Source organism: Nonomuraea sp. NPDC050202 (assembly GCF_040656115.1).
Taxonomy (GTDB): Bacteria; Actinomycetota; Actinomycetes; order Streptosporangiales; family Streptosporangiaceae; genus Nonomuraea.
This window is the reverse complement of sequence record NZ_JBFALF010000013.1, coordinates 73396-90727: the sequence shown is the minus strand read 5'-3', so window position 1 is coordinate 90727 and position 17332 is coordinate 73396. Positions and strand designations below refer to the sequence as shown.

The following is a 17332-nucleotide window of genomic DNA, read 5'->3' as shown; positions in this document are numbered from 1 at the left end:
TGCCGACACTATGCAGCCGGCCGTGCCCTGTCCTCAGAGCACGGCCTAGGGAGGTCCCTAGGCCAGCCGGCCCACCGCTCCGACGAGCCCGGGCACGGCGAGATCGACGGCGGCCTGCCGGTCCAGCTCGGAGTCCGGCCGCCACGACTTGACCGGGACGAGGCCCGGCTCCAGCAGGCTCAGCCCGTCGAAGTAGCCGGCGATCTGCCGCAGCGGGCGGGCGATCAGCGTGCCCGGCTTGGTCGCCTTGTAGACCTGCTGGCCCGCCTTGACCTTGGGGTCGTCGGCGTCCGGCGAGTAGAAGTGGGAGATCAGCAGGTGGCTGCCCGGCACGAGCGGCGCGCGCAGCGTCTTGACGATGTCGCTCGTCTGCTGGTCGCCCTGCACGAAGTGGAGCACCGCCGACATCAGCAGCCCGACGGGCCTGCCGAAGTCGAGGTGCGCGCTCACCTCGGGGTCGCGCAGGATCGCGGCGGGGTCGGTGACGTCGCCCCAGACCGCGAGGGTGTACGGGTTCTCCGCCAGCAGGGCGCGGGCGTGCGTCAGGACGATCGGGTCGTTGTCGACGTAGACGACCCGGGCGTCCGGGACGACCCGCTGCGCGATCTGGTGGACGTTGTCCTGGGTGGGCAGGCCGGCGCCGATGTCGAGGAACTGGCACACGCCCTGCTCGGCCATCAGCCGTACGGCCTTGCCGATGAAGGCCCGGTTGTCGCGGGCCGTCTCGCGCACCTCGGGGACGATCCCGATGATCTTCTCGGCGGCGGCCCGGTCCGAGGGGAAGTTGTCCTTCCCGCCCAGGTAGTAGTCGTACATGCGGGCCACGCTGGGAATCGTGGGGTCAACACCGGGCACGTCCGGCTCAACAGCACTCACGCGTCGTCTCCCTGCACCGAGGTGCGGCCAGCCTAGCGATCAGTCTGGTACGGGTGAAGTGCCCGTTTCAGCGCAGCAGCCCTTCCTCGTGGAGCGCCTGGAGGACGAGCGAGTCGACGTACGACACCCGGTGCCGGTCGGCGTACCCGAGCCACGCCTTCTCCGCGATCTCCATGGACGGCGTCAGCGACCCGCTGTGGTCGGCGGTGTAGCAGATCATCCGGAACGGCCCGTGCTCCGGATGCCCGGCCGGGACCTCGAACGTGCCGAAATGCACCATCGAGTCCGCGTCGATCGCCGTCAGCAGCTCCTCGTCGATCTCCCTGACGAGGGTCTGGCTGTCGGACTCCCCCGGCTCGCGCATCCCGCCGGGGAAGTAGAACACCTCACGGCCGTGGCTGCGCGTCATCAGCACCCGGTGGTCGCGTACCAGCACCCACGCCACCTTCTCCGGCACGCCGTCGTCGTTCGCCATGACGCCAGACCCTAGTGGAGACTTGGGGGGTGAGCTCCGAGAACGACCGCCCCGCTCCCCCGACGACCAGCGCCTCCATCGTGGTGCTCACGCTGGCGCGCAAGGTCGAGACCGAGCTCAACGCCGCCCTCGCGCCGCTCGACCTCACCGTGAGCCGGCTCGGGCTGCTCGGGCACATCGCGGCCATGCCGGGGACGTCGTTCAGCGAGCTGGCGCGGATGTCGGGCATCACCGTGCAGAGCGTGCACGCGGCGGTGAAGGCGCTGGCCGGGGCCGGGCTGGTGCGCGACAACACCGCCCGCGCGGGCTCGGCGTCGGCCATCGAGATCACTCCCGAGGGCGCGCGGCTGATGGAGCGGGCGCGCGCGGCGGTGGCCGCGGTGGACGAGCGCCTGTTCGGGGAGGCGGCCGACCCGATCCAGCGGCAGGTGGGTGACACGATCCGCGCCGCGTTCGGCGGGTTCTCCCGCTAGAGCGTCGACCTCTCCGGCCGGAGGGGCAACGACCGCTGCTCCCTGGGTCCCGCCACGCCTTCCCTCCTTCAGGGACCCTGAAGGTTGCGTGTTAGGCTTCAGCCCACCTGAAGGTTTGGAGGGAGTACTTCGTGGAGCCTCTGCTGCTGTCCGTCCACGTGGTGGCCGGCATCCTGTTCGTGGGCGGCTCGGCCATCGCGACCAGCCTCTTCCCCCGGTACGTGCCGGTCACCGGCGAGGACGGGTCCCAGGAGCGCAGCCGGGCCGTGGCCGCGGCGCTGCACCGCATCACCCGCGGCTACAGCATCGCCGGGCTGATCGTGCCCGCGGCCGGCATCGTCCTGGCGTTCGTGCAGGGCCGTACCGGCGAGATCTGGATCACCCTGGCCATGATCCTCACCGCGGCGGCGGGTTTCCTGCTGGCCGTGCACATCTACCCGCGCCAGCGCGACGCCCTGGCCACCCCCGGCACCCGCGACCGCCTGCGTTCCCTGTCCATGTCCGCCGGGATCTACAACGTGCTGTGGACGGTCGTCGTCGTGCTGATGATCGTCCGCCCTGGCGCCGCGGAAGGGGCGTGAGGGCCCCATGCGCGCGCTGCGCATCGCGGTCGCCGTCGAGACGCTGTCGCTGACGGTCCTGCTGGTCAACCTGTTCACCGTGCACGTCGAGGGCGTCGCGTCGCTCGTCGGGCCGCTGCACGGCGGGGCCTACCTCGCCGTCATCGCCTGCACCGTGCTCGTCCCCGGCAGCGCCTCGACCGGGGCCCGGTGGCTGGCCTGGATCCCGGTGATCGGCGGACTGCTCGCCGTCCGCCGGCTGGGGCCTGCCACGAGCCGGTCCTGACGGCCGGACGTCACCCGGCCATGCGGCCGTCCTGGCGGTGGCGCTCCTCCTGGCCCGACATCGACGCGCCGGCGCCGCCGTACTCGATCGAGCCGGGCGAGTAGTAGCGCCGCAGCCAGTCGGCCAGCCCGTCCAGGCCGGGCAGGAGGACGCGCTCGGTGATGTTCGCCTGGTCCAGCCGTTGCCTGATCTCGGCCTTGACCTCGGGCGGGATCAGCCACGCGCGGGCCAGTTCCGGATGCTCCTCCAGCCACTGCTCCAGCTGGAACGTGGGGTCCGAGAGCACCGACAGCACCGAGGACTGGTTGATCACCCGCTCGTCCAGCGAGGGCGGCTCGAAGAAGGCCACGAACGGCCGCTCGCCGCCCAGCTCGTCGAAGCACGGCAGGTCGGCCGCGACCTTGGCGAGCATCTCGGTGGTGAACAGCAGCGCGCCCTCGGCCGCCAGCAGCTCGCTCAGCGGCTCCGGCAGCAGCTCGTGCGCGCCCGCGCAGTCGACCGCGAGCAGCACGGCGTCGTCCTCCGGCCAGGAGGCGGTGGCGAAATGCAGCGCGACGAGCGGGGAGAACGTCCAGTCGAGCAGGCGCGTGGGCAGGCCGTGGTGCTGGCCCAGGGCCAGCCAGTCCCAGAGCGTCGGCCCCGGGGCCTGCCGGTGCGCATACTTCCTGAAATTCCGGATGAGGTGGGACTCGACGGCCGCGTAGTCGCCGCGCAGCCGGGCCAGCCCCGACATGTGCGTGTACTCGCTGCGCGCCAGGCCGCGGAAGACCAGCGTCGAATGCGCGTGCCCGCCCCCGCCGCCCCGGCCCGCCTCGCCGACCGAGTCGTCCAGCTCCCTCCAGGACGACACCGTAACCATCTTCACCCTGGTTGCGTTGCCCCTGCTCACCCGCTTCACACCCGCCGGCCTCGACAACTCCGGCAGCGGATCCTACGTTCGGGGTGTCCCACGATCCCCCGCACGAGGTGACGTCCCATGGCACTTGACCACGCGACCACCGATTTCCTCAAGCAGCTCGCCGACACGGGCGGCAAGCCGCTGCACGAGATGAGCGTGGCGGAGGCGCGAGCCCTCGGCACCTTCCTGGGCGAGCTGTACGGCAAGGGCCCCGACGTGGCCCGCGTCGAAGAGGCCACCATCCCTGCCGAGGACGGCGCCTCGTTCCCCGCCCGCGTCCTGGTCCCCACCGGCACCCCGCGCGGCGTCCTGATCTACTTCCACGGGGGCGGCTGGGTGCTCGGCACGCTCGACGAGTTCGACACGCTGGGCAGGGAGCTGGCCGCGCGCACCGGCTGCACCGTCGTCCTGCCCGCCTACCGGCTCGCCCCCGAGCACCGCTACCCGACCGCCGCCCGCGACGCCTACGCGACGCTGCGCTGGGTCGCCGCCCGCATGCCCGGCCTGCCGATCGTCGTGGCGGGCGACAGCGCGGGCGGCAACCTGTCCGCCGTGGTCGCCCAGCGCGCCAGGGACGAGAACGGCCCGGCCATCGCGCTGCAGGTGCTCGTGTACCCGGTCACCGACTGCGACCTCGACAGGGACTCCTACCTCGACCCCGAGAACCAGCTCATGCTCACCCGCGACGCCGTCGCCTGGTTCTGGGACCACTACGTGCCCGACCGCGCGCAACGCGCCAACCCCGACGCCTCTCCCCTGCGCGCCGCCGACCTGTCCGGCCTGCCGCCCGCGCTCGTCCTGACGGCCGAGCACGACGTGCTGCGCGACGAGGGGGAGGAGTACGCGCGGCGGTTGCGGCAGGCGGGCGTGCCGGTCGGGCTGAGGCGGTTCGAGGGGCAGATGCACGTCTTCTTCACCCTGGTGAACGTGCTGCCGGGCAGCGCCGCCGCGCTCGCCCTGATCGCCGAGACGGTGGAGCGGCGGCTGGAGTGAGCCGCGAGCCGGGGTGGTAAGCCCGAGGCCACCGGCGCTGCGGGCAGACCCCTGCCGCCGCTCGGTTCTCCCTCCGGTTCAGCCGGAGAAGAGCTGGGTGAGCTTCAGGAACAGCTCGTACACCCCGTACGCGAAGGGCAGCCCCACCCAGACCCACGCCAGCGTCATCAGCCCGGTGCGCCGTTCCTCGGAGCTCATGCGGCCTGCCCCTCCTCCATCGCCCGCACGGGGCGTTCGTGGTGTCTCTCGTGCACGGGCCGGATCAGCTCGTTGGCGAGGAAGCCCACCGCGAGCAGCCCGATCATGATGAACAGCGAGGTCGTGTAGAGGTCGGCGCCCGAGCGCCCGCCGGCCTTCTGCGCGTCGGCGATGGCGTTGACGATCAGCGGGCCGAGCACGCCCGCGGTGGACCAGGCCGTGAGCAGGCGGCCGTGGATGGCGCCGACCTGGTAGGTGCCGAAGAGGTCCTTGAGGTAGGCGGGCACGGTCGCGAAGCCGCCGCCGTAGAAGGACAGGATGCCCAGCGCGCACACGATGAACAGCGGCTTGGACGCGTCACCCGCCAGGGCGATGGCGAGATACAGCAGCGCGCCGACTCCCAGGTAGACGCGGTACATGTTCTTGCGCCCGATCAGGTCGGAGGTGGAGGACCAGACGAAGCGGCCCGCCATGTTGGCCAGCGACAGCAGCGCGACGAACCCGGCCGCCGCCCCAGCCGCGACGGCGGCCGGGGTGCCGGTGAAGAAGTCCGTGATCATCGGTGCGGCCTTCTCCAGGATGCCGATGCCGGCGGTGACGTTGCAGCACAGCACGACCCACAGGCAGTAGAACTGCGGGGTCCGGATGGCGTTGCGCGCCGAGACGTCGGCCGTGGTGATCAGCGGGCGGGCCCGGGCCGCGGGCGGGCTCCAGCCCTTCGGGGCCCAGCCGTCCGGCGGCACCCGTACGAGCAGCACGCCCATCGACATGAACACCGCGTAGACGACGCCGTGCACGAGGAACGTCGTGGCGATCCCGGTCGTGGTCGGGCCGAAGGAGGCCAGCATCTGCGCCGACCACGGCGAGGCGATGAGCGCTCCCCCGCCGAACCCCATGATCGCGATGCCGGTCGCCATGCCGGGCCGGTCGGGGAACCACTTGATCAGCGTGGAGACCGGCGAGATGTACCCGATGCCGAGGCCGATCCCGCCCACGAAGCCGTAGCCGAGCACGACCAGCCAGTACTGCCGGGTGAACACTCCCAGCGCCGACAGCAGGAAGCCGGAGGAGAAGCAGGTCATCGAGACGAACATGGCCCACCGGGGCCCGTTGCGCTCGACGAGCGTGCCGCCGAAGGCGGCCGACAGGCCCAGCATGACGATGCCGAGCTGGAACGGCAGCGCGCTCTGGGTGCCGGAGAGCCCGAGTGCGGATTCGAGCGAGGGTTTGAACACGCTCCACGCGTACGCCTGCCCGATGGCCAGGTGCACGGAGAGCGCCGCGGGCGGCACGAGCCAACGGCTCCAGGTGGGCGCCGCCACGGTACGGGAACGACTCAGGAAACCTGTGGGACTCGCGAACCTCGTACTGAGTGACACGCATCAGTGGCTACCACACATACGGTATGCAGTATTTGGCATGCGGAAGATCTTTACGGCGAGCGGTCAAAACTCGTCGATGAACGGCCCCGTAATCTTGGAGTGGTGTTCCGAGAAAGGCGGCTGAGCATGGGGACGACCACAGAGCCCGAGGTCCGGATCGCGACGGGCCGCGTGCGGGGCCGCACCGAGGGCGGCGTGGCCGTCTTCCGCGGCATCCCGTTCGCCGAGCCGCCGCGGTTCGGCGCGCCCGGGCCCGCCGGGGCGTGGGACGGCGTACGTGACTGCGTGGCGTTCGGCCCGCCGCCGCCCCAGCAGTCCACGCTCGCCTCGGCCGTGGCGGGGCGCAGCGGCGACAGCTGGCTGACGGTCAACGTCTGGTCGCCGTCCCTCGGCGCGGCGGCGCGGCTGCCGGTGATGGTGTGGATCTACGGGGGCGCGTACCGGGGCGGCGAGTCCGGCGAGTCGGTCTACGACGGCGCGGTGCTGGCCCGGGAGGGGAACGCGGTCGTCGTCACCCTCAACTACCGGGTCGGCATGGAGGGTTTCGCCCACGTCGAGGGGGCGCCGGCCAACCGGGGGCTGCTCGACCAGGTGGCGGCGCTGGAGTGGGTGCAGGACAACGTGGCCGCGTTCGGGGGCGATCCCGGCCGGGTGACGGTGTTCGGGGAGTCGGCGGGGGCCGGGTGCATCGCCGCGCTCATGGCCATGCCGCGCGCCGCCGGGCTGTTCGGGCGGGCGATCGCGCAGAGCGTCCCCGGCACGTACTTCTCCGCGCCGCTGGCCTCGGACATCGCCGCCGTCCTGGCCGCGGAGCTGGGCCTGCCGCCCGACGCCGGCGCGCTGGCCGCCGCGGAGCCCGGCCGGCTCGTCGCGGCGGCCGAGGCGGTGACGGCCAGGATGCGCCTGCACGAGGATCGCTGGGGCGCCGTCGCGCACACCGTCACGCCGTTCTCGCCGGTCGTGGACGGTGACGTGCTGCCTCGCGACCCCTGGAGCGCGCTGGCGGACGGGGCGGGCCGCGAGGTGGAGCTGATCGTGGGGCACACGCGGGACGAGTACCGGCTGTTCGCGCGGACGGGGCGGATGGAAGGGCGGGAGCTCCTGGGAGTGTTCGCGCCGGGGCGGGAGCAGGCCTACCGCGACGCCTTCCCCTCGGCGGGGCCCGAACTGCTGGACGAGCTGGTCCAGTCCGACTGGCTGTTCCGCATGCCGTCCCTGCGGCTGGCCGACGCGCAGGCCGGCGGGGGCGGGCGGGTGCACGCGTACGAGCTGACCTGGGACAGCCCCGCGCTGGGCGGGGCGTGTCACGGGCTGGACGTGCCACTGGTGTTCGGGAACCTGGGCAGCGGGATGGGCACGTTCTTCCTCGGCGAGAGCGCCCCGCCGGAGGCCGCCGCCGTGTCGGCCGCGTTCCGGCGCGCGTGGACCGGCTTCGCGGCGGGCGAGGGGCCCGGCTGGCAGCCGTACACGCCGGAAGGGCGCCTGACCAGGCTGTTCGACGTCGAGCCGGCCGTGGTGCCCTATCCGGAGGAGGCCTCCCGGCGCATCTGGGCCTCGCACCCGTTCGGCGAGCTGCCGCTTGTCACCTGAGGCCAAGCCAACCCGAACTTTGTTCTGTAGGGTGGTGGGGCATGACGGACATCTTCGATGACCTCCAGGCCGAGTACGAGCAACTCGACACCGTCCTGGCTGCCCTCACGCCCGCGCAGTGGTCGCACCCGTCGGCCGCCGCCGGCTGGACCGTCTCCGACGTGGTCCTCCACCTCGCCCAGACCGAGGAGCTCGCCGCCGCCTCGATCCGCGGCGAGCTGGCGGGCCCGCGCACCCGCGGCGAGGTGGACGCCATGGCGGACAGCGCCGTGGCCGCCGAGCGCGACATCGCCCCCGCCGACCTCCTGGCCCGCTGGCGCGCGGCCACCGCGTTCATGCCCGCCGCGCTGCGCGCCCACCCCAGGGGCAACCGGCTGACCTGGGTCGCCGCCAGCCTGTCGCCGGCCACCCTGGCCACCACCCGCCTGGCCGAGCACTGGGCGCACGCCCTCGACATCACCGCCCCGCTCGGCATCCCCTACCCCGACACGGCGCGGCTGCGGCACATCGCCTGGCTGGGGCATCGCACCCTGCCGTACGCGTTCGACGTCGAGGGCCTGGCAGGCGGGCCCGTGCACTGCGAGCTCACCGCGCCGGGCGGCGAGCTGTGGCACTTCGGCGACCACGACGCGCCGTCCGTGATCACCGGGCCGGCGGGCGACTTCTGCCGCGTGGGCGCGCGCCGGCTGGCCGCCGCCGACTCGGCGCTCAAGGCCACCGGCCCGCACGGCGCCGAAGCCCTCGCCGTGCTGCGCAACTACGCCTTCTGAGCATTTCGGCAGCAGGACGGCAGCAGGACGGCAGCTCGACGGCAGCACGTCGCCGCCGGCGAGGTTCGGCCGCATGCCGCCCGGTACGCGGGGGCTCCCGTCAGGGGGAGATCTCGGGCAGTCGCGGGCGGGTGCGGTAGCGGTGGCGCTGGTAGAGGGAGAAGAGAGTGAGATGGGCGGCGGCGGCGAGCAGGCCGAGGACGATCGCCGCGCCGAGCGGGAGCGCCAGGACGGCCAGGAGCGTGATGCCCGCGCCGATCACGATGCTGTTGATCGTGCTGATCATCATCGCGATGGTGAAGAAGCCGACGAGCCAGTCGCGCCGCCGCCCGATGCCCATGGTGGCGGTGGCGGCGGCGACGGCGTCGTTCTCGTCCGGCCCGGCCCACGCGATGATGTAGGCGGAGGCCTGCGGGGATAAGTGGCGGTAGTAATGGCGGATGCGGGCGATCGCGCTGCGGCACAGGATGTTCTGCAGGCCCGTGTCGACCAGGCGGACGCTGGTGAACAGGCCGAGGATGGCCAGCGCGGGCAGGAGGGTCGCCGCCAGCGGCACGAACGCCGGCGAGGGCGGGGCGGCGAAGCCCAGCGCCACCAGCGAGCTGGACAGCGCCATCACGTACAGCGTGGCCCGGGCCGACTCCTCGCTGGTGGCGGTGCTGATGGCGGTCTGCAGGACGAAATGCTCCGTGGTGAGCGCGGACATGAGGGCGGGATCGTCGTTCGTCATGTGCCCATGCTCCGGCGTCGCGCCGCTCCTGGCTAACCCCCCGCAGATCTGCCGCCCGCCTCACGCGCGGCGCGCTCCTCCGGTCGCCAGCCGGGCGGCTACCCGAGCGTGCCGCCCAGGCGGCCCTCCAGCATCAGCAGCAGCTCCGCCAGCAGGCCGGCGAGCTCCCGCTCCTTCTCGGCGGGCAGGCCCGACAGCAGCGCGGTCTCGTACTCGAGCTGCTCGGGCATCAACCGCATGATGAACTCCCTGCCCCGCTCGGTGAGCGACAGGTGGGCCACGCGGCGGTCGCGGTCGTCCACGCGACGGGCGACCAGGCCGATCTCCTCCAGCCGCCGCACCCGCTTGGTGACGGCCGCCCCCGAGGCGAACGTCTCGCGGGCCAGCCGGCCCGGCGTCAGCTCGCCGCCTACCCTGAGCAGCGCGCACAGCAGGTCGAACTCCGCCCTGTTCACCCCGGCGCGGCCGAGCGGGGCGTCGGTGGCCTGGTGGAGGAGGGCGGTGCACCGGTTGAGCCGGCCGATGACGGCGATCGTGTCGAGATCGGCGTCGGGGAGGACCTTTCGCCACTGGCGCAGCGCGACCGCCACGGCGTCCTCCACGTGCCCGATCCTTCCTGTGCCGGGGGTGTCCGATGGCTCACGATCGTACGCGCCGGCGGCGCCTGCGCCGACCACGGCCGAGGTCACGCCGACAGCTCGGCCAGCCGGTGGTGGCCGGCTCGCTCGGCGGCGGCGATCCGTTCCTGCGGCAGCGCCGCGCTCCACCACTCGCCCGCCGCGATGTCGGCCGCCTCGCGCAGCTCCACCAGAGCGGCACGCAACCGGTCGCGAGCTGCGCGGCCCCCGGTGAGCGGCTCCTCGACCAGCCGCTCCAGCCGTTCCAGCCCATCCCGTACGCGGGCGGCGGCCCGCCGGTCGGGCAGCAGAACGCAGGCCAGCAGCCCGGCGGCGGCCCCGAGGCAGGTGTCCAGCCAGCGATCGGCCACGAGCGCGGGCACCGGCTCCGCCCCCGCGAACTCGGTCATCAGCATGGCCATGGGGGCGACGAACACGCTGCCCAGCCAGTAGTTGCGGGTGATCGCCGCCTCGGTGACGAACTGCAGGACCAGCACGGCCACGACGAGCGCCACCGCGCCCCACCTGGTCACGGGGACGATCAGGGTGAACAGGGCGACGCCGAGCAGGTTGCCCACCACGCGCTGGAGCGCGCGGCTCCACGACATGGTGGTGTTCGCGGCGAACACGGCCGCCGCCGTCACGACGGCCCAGTACGGCCTGCCCACGCCGAGCGCCATCGACACCCACCCCGCAAGCGCCGCCCCGCCGGCCACCATCACGACGACCCGCCACCAGCGGGCCAGGAGAGCCGGCGGGGAGCTTGCGGGTCGTCCTGTCCGTTCGACGCGCTCGGCTGCGATGCCGGTCAGTTCCGCCTGCTCGGCGGCCTGCGTTCGCGCGTCGCAGAGCGGCGGCTCGGGGACTGGGCGGCCCTTGCGCAGCTCGCGCGCCCACCCCAGCAGCGTGTCGGCGTCCACCCCGCCGCCGGGCTCGCGGTCGATGGGCTCGCGGTCACAGGCCTCGCGATCACAGGCCTCGCGGTCGCCGGCCTGGCGGTCGCCGGCCTGGCGGTCGCCGGCTACTCGGTCGCTGGGCTCTCGGTCGCCGATGCGGGCGGCGGCGACCGACTCGGCCCGCACCAGCAGCCGTCGCAGCCCTTCGCGCCGATCGCCGGCGCGCAGCAGCGTCTGCCACGCGGCGTTGACGGCCGTCGCCGCAGCATGGCGCGCCTGCCGAGCGTCGCCATCCCGCGCGCTGCACGCGTCCTCGTCGCGGGCGTGCAGGAGCCGGGCCGTCGCCTCCAGGGCGCGGGCGACCGCGATGCGTTCCGGGCCGTCAGGGCGGAGGAGGCCCGGCGCCATCCCCACCGCCCAGGCCACGAGCCCGCCGAGCACCCCCAGCCCCACGTGCGCGGGGACGTCGGCGAGGCGCTGCTCGGGGACGAAGGCGGCGCTGGCCGCGATGAAGGTGAGCACGACGTTGCCGGGCGGGCCGATCCTGGTCGCGTCGCAGGCCGCCTTGTGCAACCCCGCCAGCAGGGCGGCCACCGCCACGCGGATGGCGACCGAGTCGGTGAGCGCCGCCGTGACGAGGGCGGCGGCGGTGCCGGCCAGCATCCCCAGCACGACCCATCCCAGCGCCCTGGCCCGGGCCGCGTACGGCAGGCCGTGCCCGTACAGGGCGCACATGGCCCCGGCGGAGGCGTACAGGGTCAGGTCCAGCCGCCCCGCCAGGAGCAGCGCGAGCAGCACCACGGCGAGTGCGGCCACCCCGCTGAGGGCGGGTTTGTGCCAGATGTCGCCGAGCGGGGCGAGGCGCAGCGCGGCTCGGACGGGCATGCGGACACGGGGCCTGAACTGGTGGAAGGGGATGGCACTCACCCATAAAGCTTACCGGGTGTTTTACTCGTAAAACAATCGGACCAGGTACCCGGCTCGACGGGCGGGCAGGCGGGATCGCGCCGTGTGGTCCGTGGTTCACCAGCCGGTACGCGGGAGGGTGGAGGCGGGGACCGGCACGGTGGACAGCCCAGGGGTGGGGCGGAAGGCGCGGGCCTGGGCGGAGGCGTGGCGGGCGGCGGCCCGGGATCCCGCGAGGTCCGCCGAGCGCCAGATGTCCCCTTGCGAGTAGGCGGACTCGCCGATGGCGTCCACGGCTATCTGGCCGCTGATGCGGGTGATGTCCGAGGAGGCGACGAGGTCGAGGCCGATGCGCTGCATGATGGCCAGGGACATGCGGGCGGCGAGCACGCCCGCGCCGTCGGGGGCGCGGGTGGGCAGGGGGGCGTAGAAGACGTCGGTGGAGCCGTGGTCGACCCGGCCGATGTTCTCGGCCGCGATCCAGCTGAGCTGCTGCGAGATCGCGGTGGCCTCGGCGCGCAGCCACCGCAGTTCCTCCAGATCGGCGGGTGAGATCCACACGCGACCGTAGATGCCGGCGAAGTGCGGGCTGCGGGCCAGCCCGGCGAAGCCGGGATCGGACCAGATGGACAGGCAGTCGTTCCAGCCCAGGTCGACCGCGGCCCGGAAGTGCTCGATCCCGCCCGGCACGTCCCCGGCCCGGCCGTGGAGGTCGGCGAGCATCGCGTGGATCATCGCGAGCCCCCAGCGCGGCCCCCGCCGCCACGCCTCCGGCAGCAGCGCCGTCAGCGCCTGCCGTCCCCGCGCCATGTCCCCGTAGACGATCGGCTGGCAGGCCGCGTACAACTCGTTGAACCCGACTTCCATCCCCACCCCAATCCACCCAAGAGCCACGATTACGATCTTTGAATAGCACGTTCCACACCCGCCGCGACAGCCGAGAAGCCCCTGCGTGGCGGAGGAGAGACGCTTGAGCGCCTCGTACGATGTCCAGATCACCGGCGGCCTGCTGATCGACGGCACCGCGTCCGCGCGACTTCGGCACCTGCGCCCGCGGCGCGGTGGTGGTGCCGCTTCGGCAGGCAAAATCCGCGCACGCTAGGGAAACCCCTAGGACGCCTCCCGTGGCGGCACTCGCGCCCCCGGTGAAAGCGTGCCGGTATTCGAGCGCGGGAAGGATTTCCGCGCGGACGACCGGAACGGGTGGACGAAGATGACCGAGCCCACGAGCGGGGTCGCGAAGCAGGAGCTCGATGACTTCCTGCGCACGGCGGACAAACTCACACTCGACGACAGGAGACTCCTGGTCCAGCAGGCGCTGGTGCTCATCGAGCAGAACTACGTGCATCTGCCGCTGAAGGCCGCGATGCACGCCGTGAACCCGGTACAGCGGCTGCGGCTGCTCGCCGTGCGCCTGAGCAGGCAGACCCCGCAGACCATGGACCCGGAATGGCGCTTCCACGCCGACCTGTCCGAGATCTTCCACTCGGTACGCGACCTGCACACCAACTACCTGCTGCCGCAGCCGTTCTCCGGCAAGATCGCCTTCCTCCCGTACCTCATCGAGGAGCACTACGACGGCGAGCGGCGCCACTACGTGGTCACCCGGACGCTGCAGGACTTCTCCGCCCCCGGCTTCGGCCCCGGCGTCGAGGTGACGCACTGGAACGGCATCCCGATCGACCGGGCGGTGGACATCAACGCGAGCAGGTTCGCGGGCAGCAACCCGGCGGCCCGGCACGCGCGCGGCCTGCAGTCGATGACGATCAGGCCGCTGCGCGTGCACGTGCCGCCGGACGAGTCCTGGGTGGTGCTCACCTACGTCGGCCAGGACGGGATCCGCCGCGAGCTGAGCGAGACCTGGCGCGTCAGCGACAACCTGCCGCCGTTCGTGAACGCCGACGAGCTGTCCGTCGCCGCCACGGCCCAGGGCCTCGACCTCGGCGCGGACGAGATCTCCCGGGCGCTCAAGCTGCTGTACGTGCCCGAGGCCGTCACCCCGCAGGAGAGCCTGGGGGGCGCCGAGCTGACGGCCGAGCCCGCCGAGGCCGGCGCGGACATCCCCACCTCCATGCCCGGCTTCTTCCGCGCCAGGAGCGTCGTCACGCCGTCGGGCACCTTCGGCCACATCCGCGTGTTCAGCTTCAGCGTCAACGATCCCGACGCGTTCGTCCGCGAGTTCGTCCGGCTCATCGGGCTGCTGCCGCAGAACGGGCTGATCCTGGACGTCCGCGACAACGGCGGCGGGCACATCTTCGCCAGCGAGTTCCTGCTGCAGACGCTCACGCCACGCCCGATCGTGCCGGAGCCGACGCAGTTCATCACGACGAACCTGAACCTGCGGATCTGCCGCCAGCACCAGGAGAACCCGACCGGCCAGATCGACCTCGGCCCCTGGTGCCCGTCCATGGAGCAGGCGCTGGAGACGGGCGCCGTCTACTCGGGCGCGTTCTCCATCACCCCGGCCGACGGGGCGAACGCGATCGGCCAGCAGTACTTCGGCCCCGTCGTGCTGATCACCAACGCGCTCTGCTACTCGGCGACCGACATCTTCGCCGGCGGCTTCCAGGACCACCAGATCGGCAAGATCCTCGGCACGGACGACAACACGGGCGCGGGCGGCGCCAACGTGTGGACGCACGATCTGCTCAAGCTCCTGCTCGAACTGCCCTCCCCCGCCTCGGGCAGCCCGTACCAGCCGCTGCCCGGCGGGGCGGGCATGCGGGTGTCGATCCGGCGCACGCTGCGCGTGCACGACCTGGCAGGCACGCCCGTCGAGGACCTCGGGGTGGTGCCGGACTTCCGCCACCGGATGACCCGCAAGGACGTGCTGCAGGGCAACGAGGACCTGCTCGCCAAGGCCGGCGAGATCCTCTCCGGGCAGCCGGTGCGGCGGCTCGACGTGCAGGTCTCCGCCGCGCAGGTGACGCTCACGACCGCGCTCGTGGACCGGGCCGACATCTACCTCGACGGCAGGCCCACGGCGTCGGTGGACGTGACGCAGCAGGTCACGACCGTGCCGGCGCCGGGCGCCGGGTCCGCGCACGTCATCCGGGTGGAGGGGTTCCAGGGCGGCGAGCTGGTCGCCGCCCGGACGATCCTGCCGCGGTGACCGCTTGAAGGGCCGCAGTGCTCACCTGACGGGCGCAGTGCCCGGCTGAGAGCCGAATGGCCGCCTGAAGGGCCCCGCACCGGTGCGGGGCCCTTCGCTGCTGCTGTAGGGTGATCACCACTCGAATCAGCGCTTTCCAGAAGTACGCCGCAGAGCGGAAGCGCACACCCCGCGCCACGGGGTGCCGAAGGGGCGGCACGGTCCTTTGCCGTCTCTTCGTTCGGAGGAATTCCATGCACGTCGGCCTCGGCCTGCCCGTCACCGACCCCGAGTCGCTGCTCGACTGGGCCAGCAGGGCCGAAGCGGGCCCCTTCACCACCCTGGGCCTGCTCGACCGTCTCGTCTACGACAACCCCGAGCCGCTGGTCACCCTCGCCGTCCTCGCCGGCGCCACCACCAGGATCCGGCTCCAGACCGAAGTCCTCCTGCCCCCGCTGCGGGAGACCGCGCTGCTCGCCAAGCAGGCCGCGACCCTCGACCGGCTCAGCGGCGGCCGGTTCGTCCTGGGCGTCGGCGTCGGCGGCCGGGCGGACGACCACGTGGCCGCCGGCACCGACCTGCGTACCCGTGGCCGCCGCATGGACGAACAGCTCGCCACGATGCGGCGGCTGTGGTCCGGCGAGCCGTACGGGGCCGGCGCCGGCCCCGTCGGGCCCGCACCCGCCCGGCCGGGCGGCCCCGAGGTGCTGATCGGCGGCTTCAAGCCCCGCGCGCTGGAACGGGTGGCCCGCTGGGGCGACGGCTTCCTGGCCGCCGCCCCGCCCTCCTGGGCCGGCGGGCTGTTCGACACCGTGCGGACCGCCTGGAAGGCACACGGGCGCGACGGCTCGCCACGGATCGTCGCCCAGGTCGGCGCCGCCATCGGGCCCGAGCCCGTGATCGACGAGGCCCGGGCGGCGATGGGCGCCTACTACGCCTCGTCCGGCGTCGCGGACTACATGGTCTCGGGGATGCTCACCACCCCCGGCGCGATCCGGGACGCCGTCGCCCAACTCGGCGATCTCGGGGCGGACGAGGTCATGCTCTACTGCTTCGGCCGCGACCCCGAACAGGTCGACCGCTTCGCCGACCTGCTCTGAGCCGACCTGCTCCGAGCCGCCCGGGCCGATCCGGGCGGGCCGATCCGGGCGGCCTGAACCGGGCGCTCGGGGTCGCCCCGTCCCAGCCGGCTGCGCCGGGTCAGGTGTGGTCCCGGCCCGACACGGCGCCGTCCGCCTCGGCGACGAGCGGGCTGGCGCGGTACGGCTGCCAGCCCGCCCGCAGGCGGCGCAGCTCGTCGTGCACCCGGGCCGACGCGATCAGCCGCACGTCGTCGCTGAGACCGAGGACGGTGACCGCGGCCTGCTCCGGGTCGCCGGCGCGCAGGCAGGCGTGCGCCGCCCGCAGCCCGATCAGCACCCGCGTGCGCAGCTCGACCGGCCGCCGCGCCTCCATGGACGCCATGAAGTGGCGGGCGGCGGTGGCGTGGTCGCCGAGCTGGGTGAGGGTCAGGCCGATCTGGTGCTCCAGGGACTCGCGCCGGTAGTTGCCCAGCCACTCGGTCTCCGGCGGGGAGTCGGCGCGTTCGAGCTGGGACTCGGTGCGGTGCAGGAGGTTCAGCGCGTCCCAGCGGGTGCCGGCCGCCGCGTGCGCCTCCGCGCGCATGCCGGTGATCCAGGCCAGCATGCGCCGGGGGCCGTGCCCGCCGAGGGCCGAGGCGGCGGCGTCGGCCAGCGCGAGCGCCTCGCCGTCGTGGCCCAGCTCGGCCGCCTGCACGGCCATGCTGCGTAAGGCCGTCGCGCGCAGCACCAGGTCGCCGGCCTCGTCCGCGAGCCGTACGGTGCTGATGTAGTAGCGCTGGGCCAGGACGTTCGCGCCCGCGTCCATGGCCATGTACGCGGCCAGGTAGCTCAGCTCGGCCGCCGCGGTGAACAGGTCGGGGCGGGTGCGCCCGCTCGCCCGGCGCAGCAGCGGTGTCACCTCGCGCGACAGGTAGGCGGCGACGGCGGCGCGGGCGTGGCCGCCGCCGTACTGGTCGTCGAGGTCGGCGAAGGCCGCCGTGGCGGCGCGCAGGCGGGCCACGTCGCCGGCGCCCGCGCGGGAGGCGCGGCCTGGCGCGTTCGGGGTCCCTCGCCTGATGGCCAGGCCGGACAGCGCGGCCAGGGTGAACGTGCCCGCGGTCAGCACGGTACGGCGGTTGAGCAGGTCGTCCTCGCCCAGCGTGGCCAGCCGGGCGACCGGGTCGCCGCCCCAGGGGTCCTCGGCGGGCGGGGCGACGGCGGGGTCCGGCCAGCCGAGGTGCCGCGGCGAGAGGTCCGGCCGGCCGAGCCGGCGGCGGAACGCCTCCACGGCCGCGTGCACCGCCTCGGGCCTGGGCACGGTGCCGGTCAGCCAGTGCCCCACCGCCGAACGGTCGTAGTGCAGGCGCTCGCCGCTCTCCGCCGCGACGGCGTTCACGTGCTGCGCGGTGGCCGCGTGCGTCCAGCCGGCCTGCTCGATCAACGCGGCCAGGGCCCGGTTCACGACGGGGCGGGTGCGCCGTGGCGGCATCTCATCTTCACATCGCTTCACATCGCGGTGCCCTCGACGAT

Annotated in this window: 18 protein-coding genes; 9 read left to right on the top strand and 9 right to left on the bottom strand. The window is 73.3% G+C overall.

Features of this window, described 5'->3' with window-relative positions:
* Window positions 1-57 precede the first annotated feature (57 nt).
* Together AB0I79_RS30510 and AB0I79_RS30505 are read right to left on the bottom strand one after the other, a co-directional pair.
* Window positions 58-876, bottom strand: a complete 819-nt coding sequence (locus tag AB0I79_RS30510; RefSeq protein ID WP_357879992.1) for an SAM-dependent methyltransferase — start codon at window positions 874-876, stop codon at window positions 58-60.
* Between the two features lie 67 nt (window positions 877-943).
* Window positions 944-1351, bottom strand: coding sequence for an NUDIX domain-containing protein (locus AB0I79_RS30505; protein WP_357879989.1), 408 nt, complete (start codon window positions 1349-1351; stop codon window positions 944-946).
* Window positions 1352-1380: 29 nt separating this feature from the next.
* On the opposite strand from AB0I79_RS30505, the gene AB0I79_RS30500 reads away from it, so the two are divergent.
* The 3 genes from AB0I79_RS30500 to AB0I79_RS30490 all read left to right on the top strand — a co-directional run bounded on the left by AB0I79_RS30500 (window position 1381) and on the right by AB0I79_RS30490 (window position 2670).
* Window positions 1381-1824, top strand: coding sequence for a MarR family winged helix-turn-helix transcriptional regulator (locus AB0I79_RS30500; protein WP_357879985.1), 444 nt, complete (start codon window positions 1381-1383; stop codon window positions 1822-1824).
* A 131-nt stretch (window positions 1825-1955) separates the two neighbouring features.
* Complete coding sequence (locus AB0I79_RS30495; RefSeq protein WP_357879982.1) at window positions 1956-2405, top strand: hypothetical protein; 450 nt, start codon at window positions 1956-1958, stop codon at window positions 2403-2405.
* Between the two features lie 7 nt (window positions 2406-2412).
* Window positions 2413-2670, top strand: coding sequence for a hypothetical protein (locus AB0I79_RS30490; RefSeq protein ID WP_357879979.1), 258 nt, complete (start codon window positions 2413-2415; stop codon window positions 2668-2670).
* 10 nt (window positions 2671-2680) lie between these two features.
* On the opposite strand, the gene AB0I79_RS30485 is transcribed toward AB0I79_RS30490, so the two are convergent.
* The gene (locus AB0I79_RS30485; RefSeq protein WP_357879976.1) at window positions 2681-3520 is read right to left on the bottom strand and encodes an FRG domain-containing protein; all 840 of its coding nucleotides are present in this window, start codon (window positions 3518-3520) and stop codon (window positions 2681-2683) included.
* 126 nt (window positions 3521-3646) lie between these two features.
* Here AB0I79_RS30485 and AB0I79_RS30480 point away from each other — a divergent pair, with 126 nt between their 5' ends.
* Window positions 3647-4561 (top strand): alpha/beta hydrolase, encoded by a 915-nt coding sequence (locus tag AB0I79_RS30480; protein WP_357879972.1) that lies wholly within the window; start codon window positions 3647-3649, stop codon window positions 4559-4561.
* Between the two features lie 194 nt (window positions 4562-4755).
* On the opposite strand, the gene AB0I79_RS30475 is transcribed toward AB0I79_RS30480, so the two are convergent.
* Window positions 4756-6051 (bottom strand): OFA family MFS transporter, encoded by a 1296-nt coding sequence (locus AB0I79_RS30475; RefSeq protein WP_357879969.1) that lies wholly within the window; start codon window positions 6049-6051, stop codon window positions 4756-4758.
* A 216-nt stretch (window positions 6052-6267) separates the two neighbouring features.
* On the opposite strand from AB0I79_RS30475, the gene AB0I79_RS30470 reads away from it, so the two are divergent.
* Complete coding sequence (locus AB0I79_RS30470; RefSeq protein ID WP_357879966.1) at window positions 6268-7731, top strand: carboxylesterase family protein; 1464 nt, start codon at window positions 6268-6270, stop codon at window positions 7729-7731.
* Between the two features lie 41 nt (window positions 7732-7772).
* Window positions 7773-8501, top strand: a complete 729-nt coding sequence (locus tag AB0I79_RS30465) for a maleylpyruvate isomerase family mycothiol-dependent enzyme (RefSeq protein ID WP_357879963.1) — start codon at window positions 7773-7775, stop codon at window positions 8499-8501.
* A gap of 100 nt (window positions 8502-8601) precedes the next feature.
* Here AB0I79_RS30465 and AB0I79_RS30460 read toward each other — a convergent pair whose 3' ends face one another.
* From AB0I79_RS30460 to AB0I79_RS30445, 4 genes are all read right to left on the bottom strand, one after another.
* Window positions 8602-9231: a hypothetical protein gene (locus AB0I79_RS30460; protein ID WP_357879960.1), complete on the bottom strand. Its 630-nt coding sequence runs from the start codon at window positions 9229-9231 to the stop codon at window positions 8602-8604.
* Window positions 9232-9329: 98 nt separating this feature from the next.
* Window positions 9330-9833 carry a MarR family transcriptional regulator gene (locus tag AB0I79_RS30455; protein ID WP_357879957.1) on the bottom strand — a complete coding sequence of 168 codons (504 nt, stop codon included), beginning with the start codon at window positions 9831-9833 and terminating at the stop codon, window positions 9330-9332.
* An 83-nt stretch (window positions 9834-9916) separates the two neighbouring features.
* Complete coding sequence (locus tag AB0I79_RS30450; protein WP_357879953.1) at window positions 9917-11671, bottom strand: FUSC family protein; 1755 nt, start codon at window positions 11669-11671, stop codon at window positions 9917-9919.
* A 96-nt stretch (window positions 11672-11767) separates the two neighbouring features.
* Window positions 11768-12517 carry a hypothetical protein gene (locus AB0I79_RS30445; RefSeq protein ID WP_357879950.1) on the bottom strand — a complete coding sequence of 250 codons (750 nt, stop codon included), beginning with the start codon at window positions 12515-12517 and terminating at the stop codon, window positions 11768-11770.
* 103 nt (window positions 12518-12620) lie between these two features.
* Here AB0I79_RS30445 and AB0I79_RS30440 point away from each other — a divergent pair, with 103 nt between their 5' ends.
* The 3 genes from AB0I79_RS30440 to AB0I79_RS30430 all read left to right on the top strand — a co-directional run bounded on the left by AB0I79_RS30440 (window position 12621) and on the right by AB0I79_RS30430 (window position 15841).
* Complete coding sequence (locus AB0I79_RS30440; RefSeq protein WP_357879947.1) at window positions 12621-12752, top strand: hypothetical protein; 132 nt, start codon at window positions 12621-12623, stop codon at window positions 12750-12752.
* A gap of 111 nt (window positions 12753-12863) precedes the next feature.
* Window positions 12864-14762 (top strand): S41 family peptidase, encoded by a 1899-nt coding sequence (locus tag AB0I79_RS30435; protein ID WP_357879944.1) that lies wholly within the window; start codon window positions 12864-12866, stop codon window positions 14760-14762.
* A gap of 233 nt (window positions 14763-14995) precedes the next feature.
* Window positions 14996-15841 carry an LLM class flavin-dependent oxidoreductase gene (locus AB0I79_RS30430; RefSeq protein ID WP_357879941.1) on the top strand — a complete coding sequence of 282 codons (846 nt, stop codon included), beginning with the start codon at window positions 14996-14998 and terminating at the stop codon, window positions 15839-15841.
* Between the two features lie 100 nt (window positions 15842-15941).
* On the opposite strand, the gene AB0I79_RS30425 is transcribed toward AB0I79_RS30430, so the two are convergent.
* Window positions 15942-17291, bottom strand: a complete 1350-nt coding sequence (locus tag AB0I79_RS30425) for a hypothetical protein (RefSeq protein ID WP_357879938.1) — start codon at window positions 17289-17291, stop codon at window positions 15942-15944.
* Window positions 17292-17332 lie beyond the last annotated feature (41 nt).

Bases quoted from the DNA above. Each gene is read 5' to 3' on its own strand.
- AB0I79_RS30430 (WP_357879941.1), top strand. From the start codon at position 14,996: ATGCACGTCGGCCTCGGCCTGCCCGTCACCGACCCCGAGTCGCTGCTC.
- AB0I79_RS30490 (WP_357879979.1), top strand. From the start codon at position 2,413: ATGCGCGCGCTGCGCATCGCGGTCGCCGTCGAGACGCTGTCGCTGACG.
- AB0I79_RS30460 (WP_357879960.1), bottom strand. From the start codon at position 9,231: ATGACGAACGACGATCCCGCCCTCATGTCCGCGCTCACCACGGAGCAT.
- AB0I79_RS30465 (WP_357879963.1), top strand. From the start codon at position 7,773: ATGACGGACATCTTCGATGACCTCCAGGCCGAGTACGAGCAACTCGAC.
- AB0I79_RS30425 (WP_357879938.1), bottom strand. From the start codon at position 17,291: ATGCCGCCACGGCGCACCCGCCCCGTCGTGAACCGGGCCCTGGCCGCG.
- AB0I79_RS30505 (WP_357879989.1), bottom strand. From the start codon at position 1,351: ATGGCGAACGACGACGGCGTGCCGGAGAAGGTGGCGTGGGTGCTGGTA.
- AB0I79_RS30480 (WP_357879972.1), top strand. From the start codon at position 3,647: ATGGCACTTGACCACGCGACCACCGATTTCCTCAAGCAGCTCGCCGAC.
- AB0I79_RS30445 (WP_357879950.1), bottom strand. From the start codon at position 12,517: ATGGAAGTCGGGTTCAACGAGTTGTACGCGGCCTGCCAGCCGATCGTC.
- AB0I79_RS30435 (WP_357879944.1), top strand. From the start codon at position 12,864: ATGACCGAGCCCACGAGCGGGGTCGCGAAGCAGGAGCTCGATGACTTC.
- AB0I79_RS30470 (WP_357879966.1), top strand. From the start codon at position 6,268: ATGGGGACGACCACAGAGCCCGAGGTCCGGATCGCGACGGGCCGCGTG.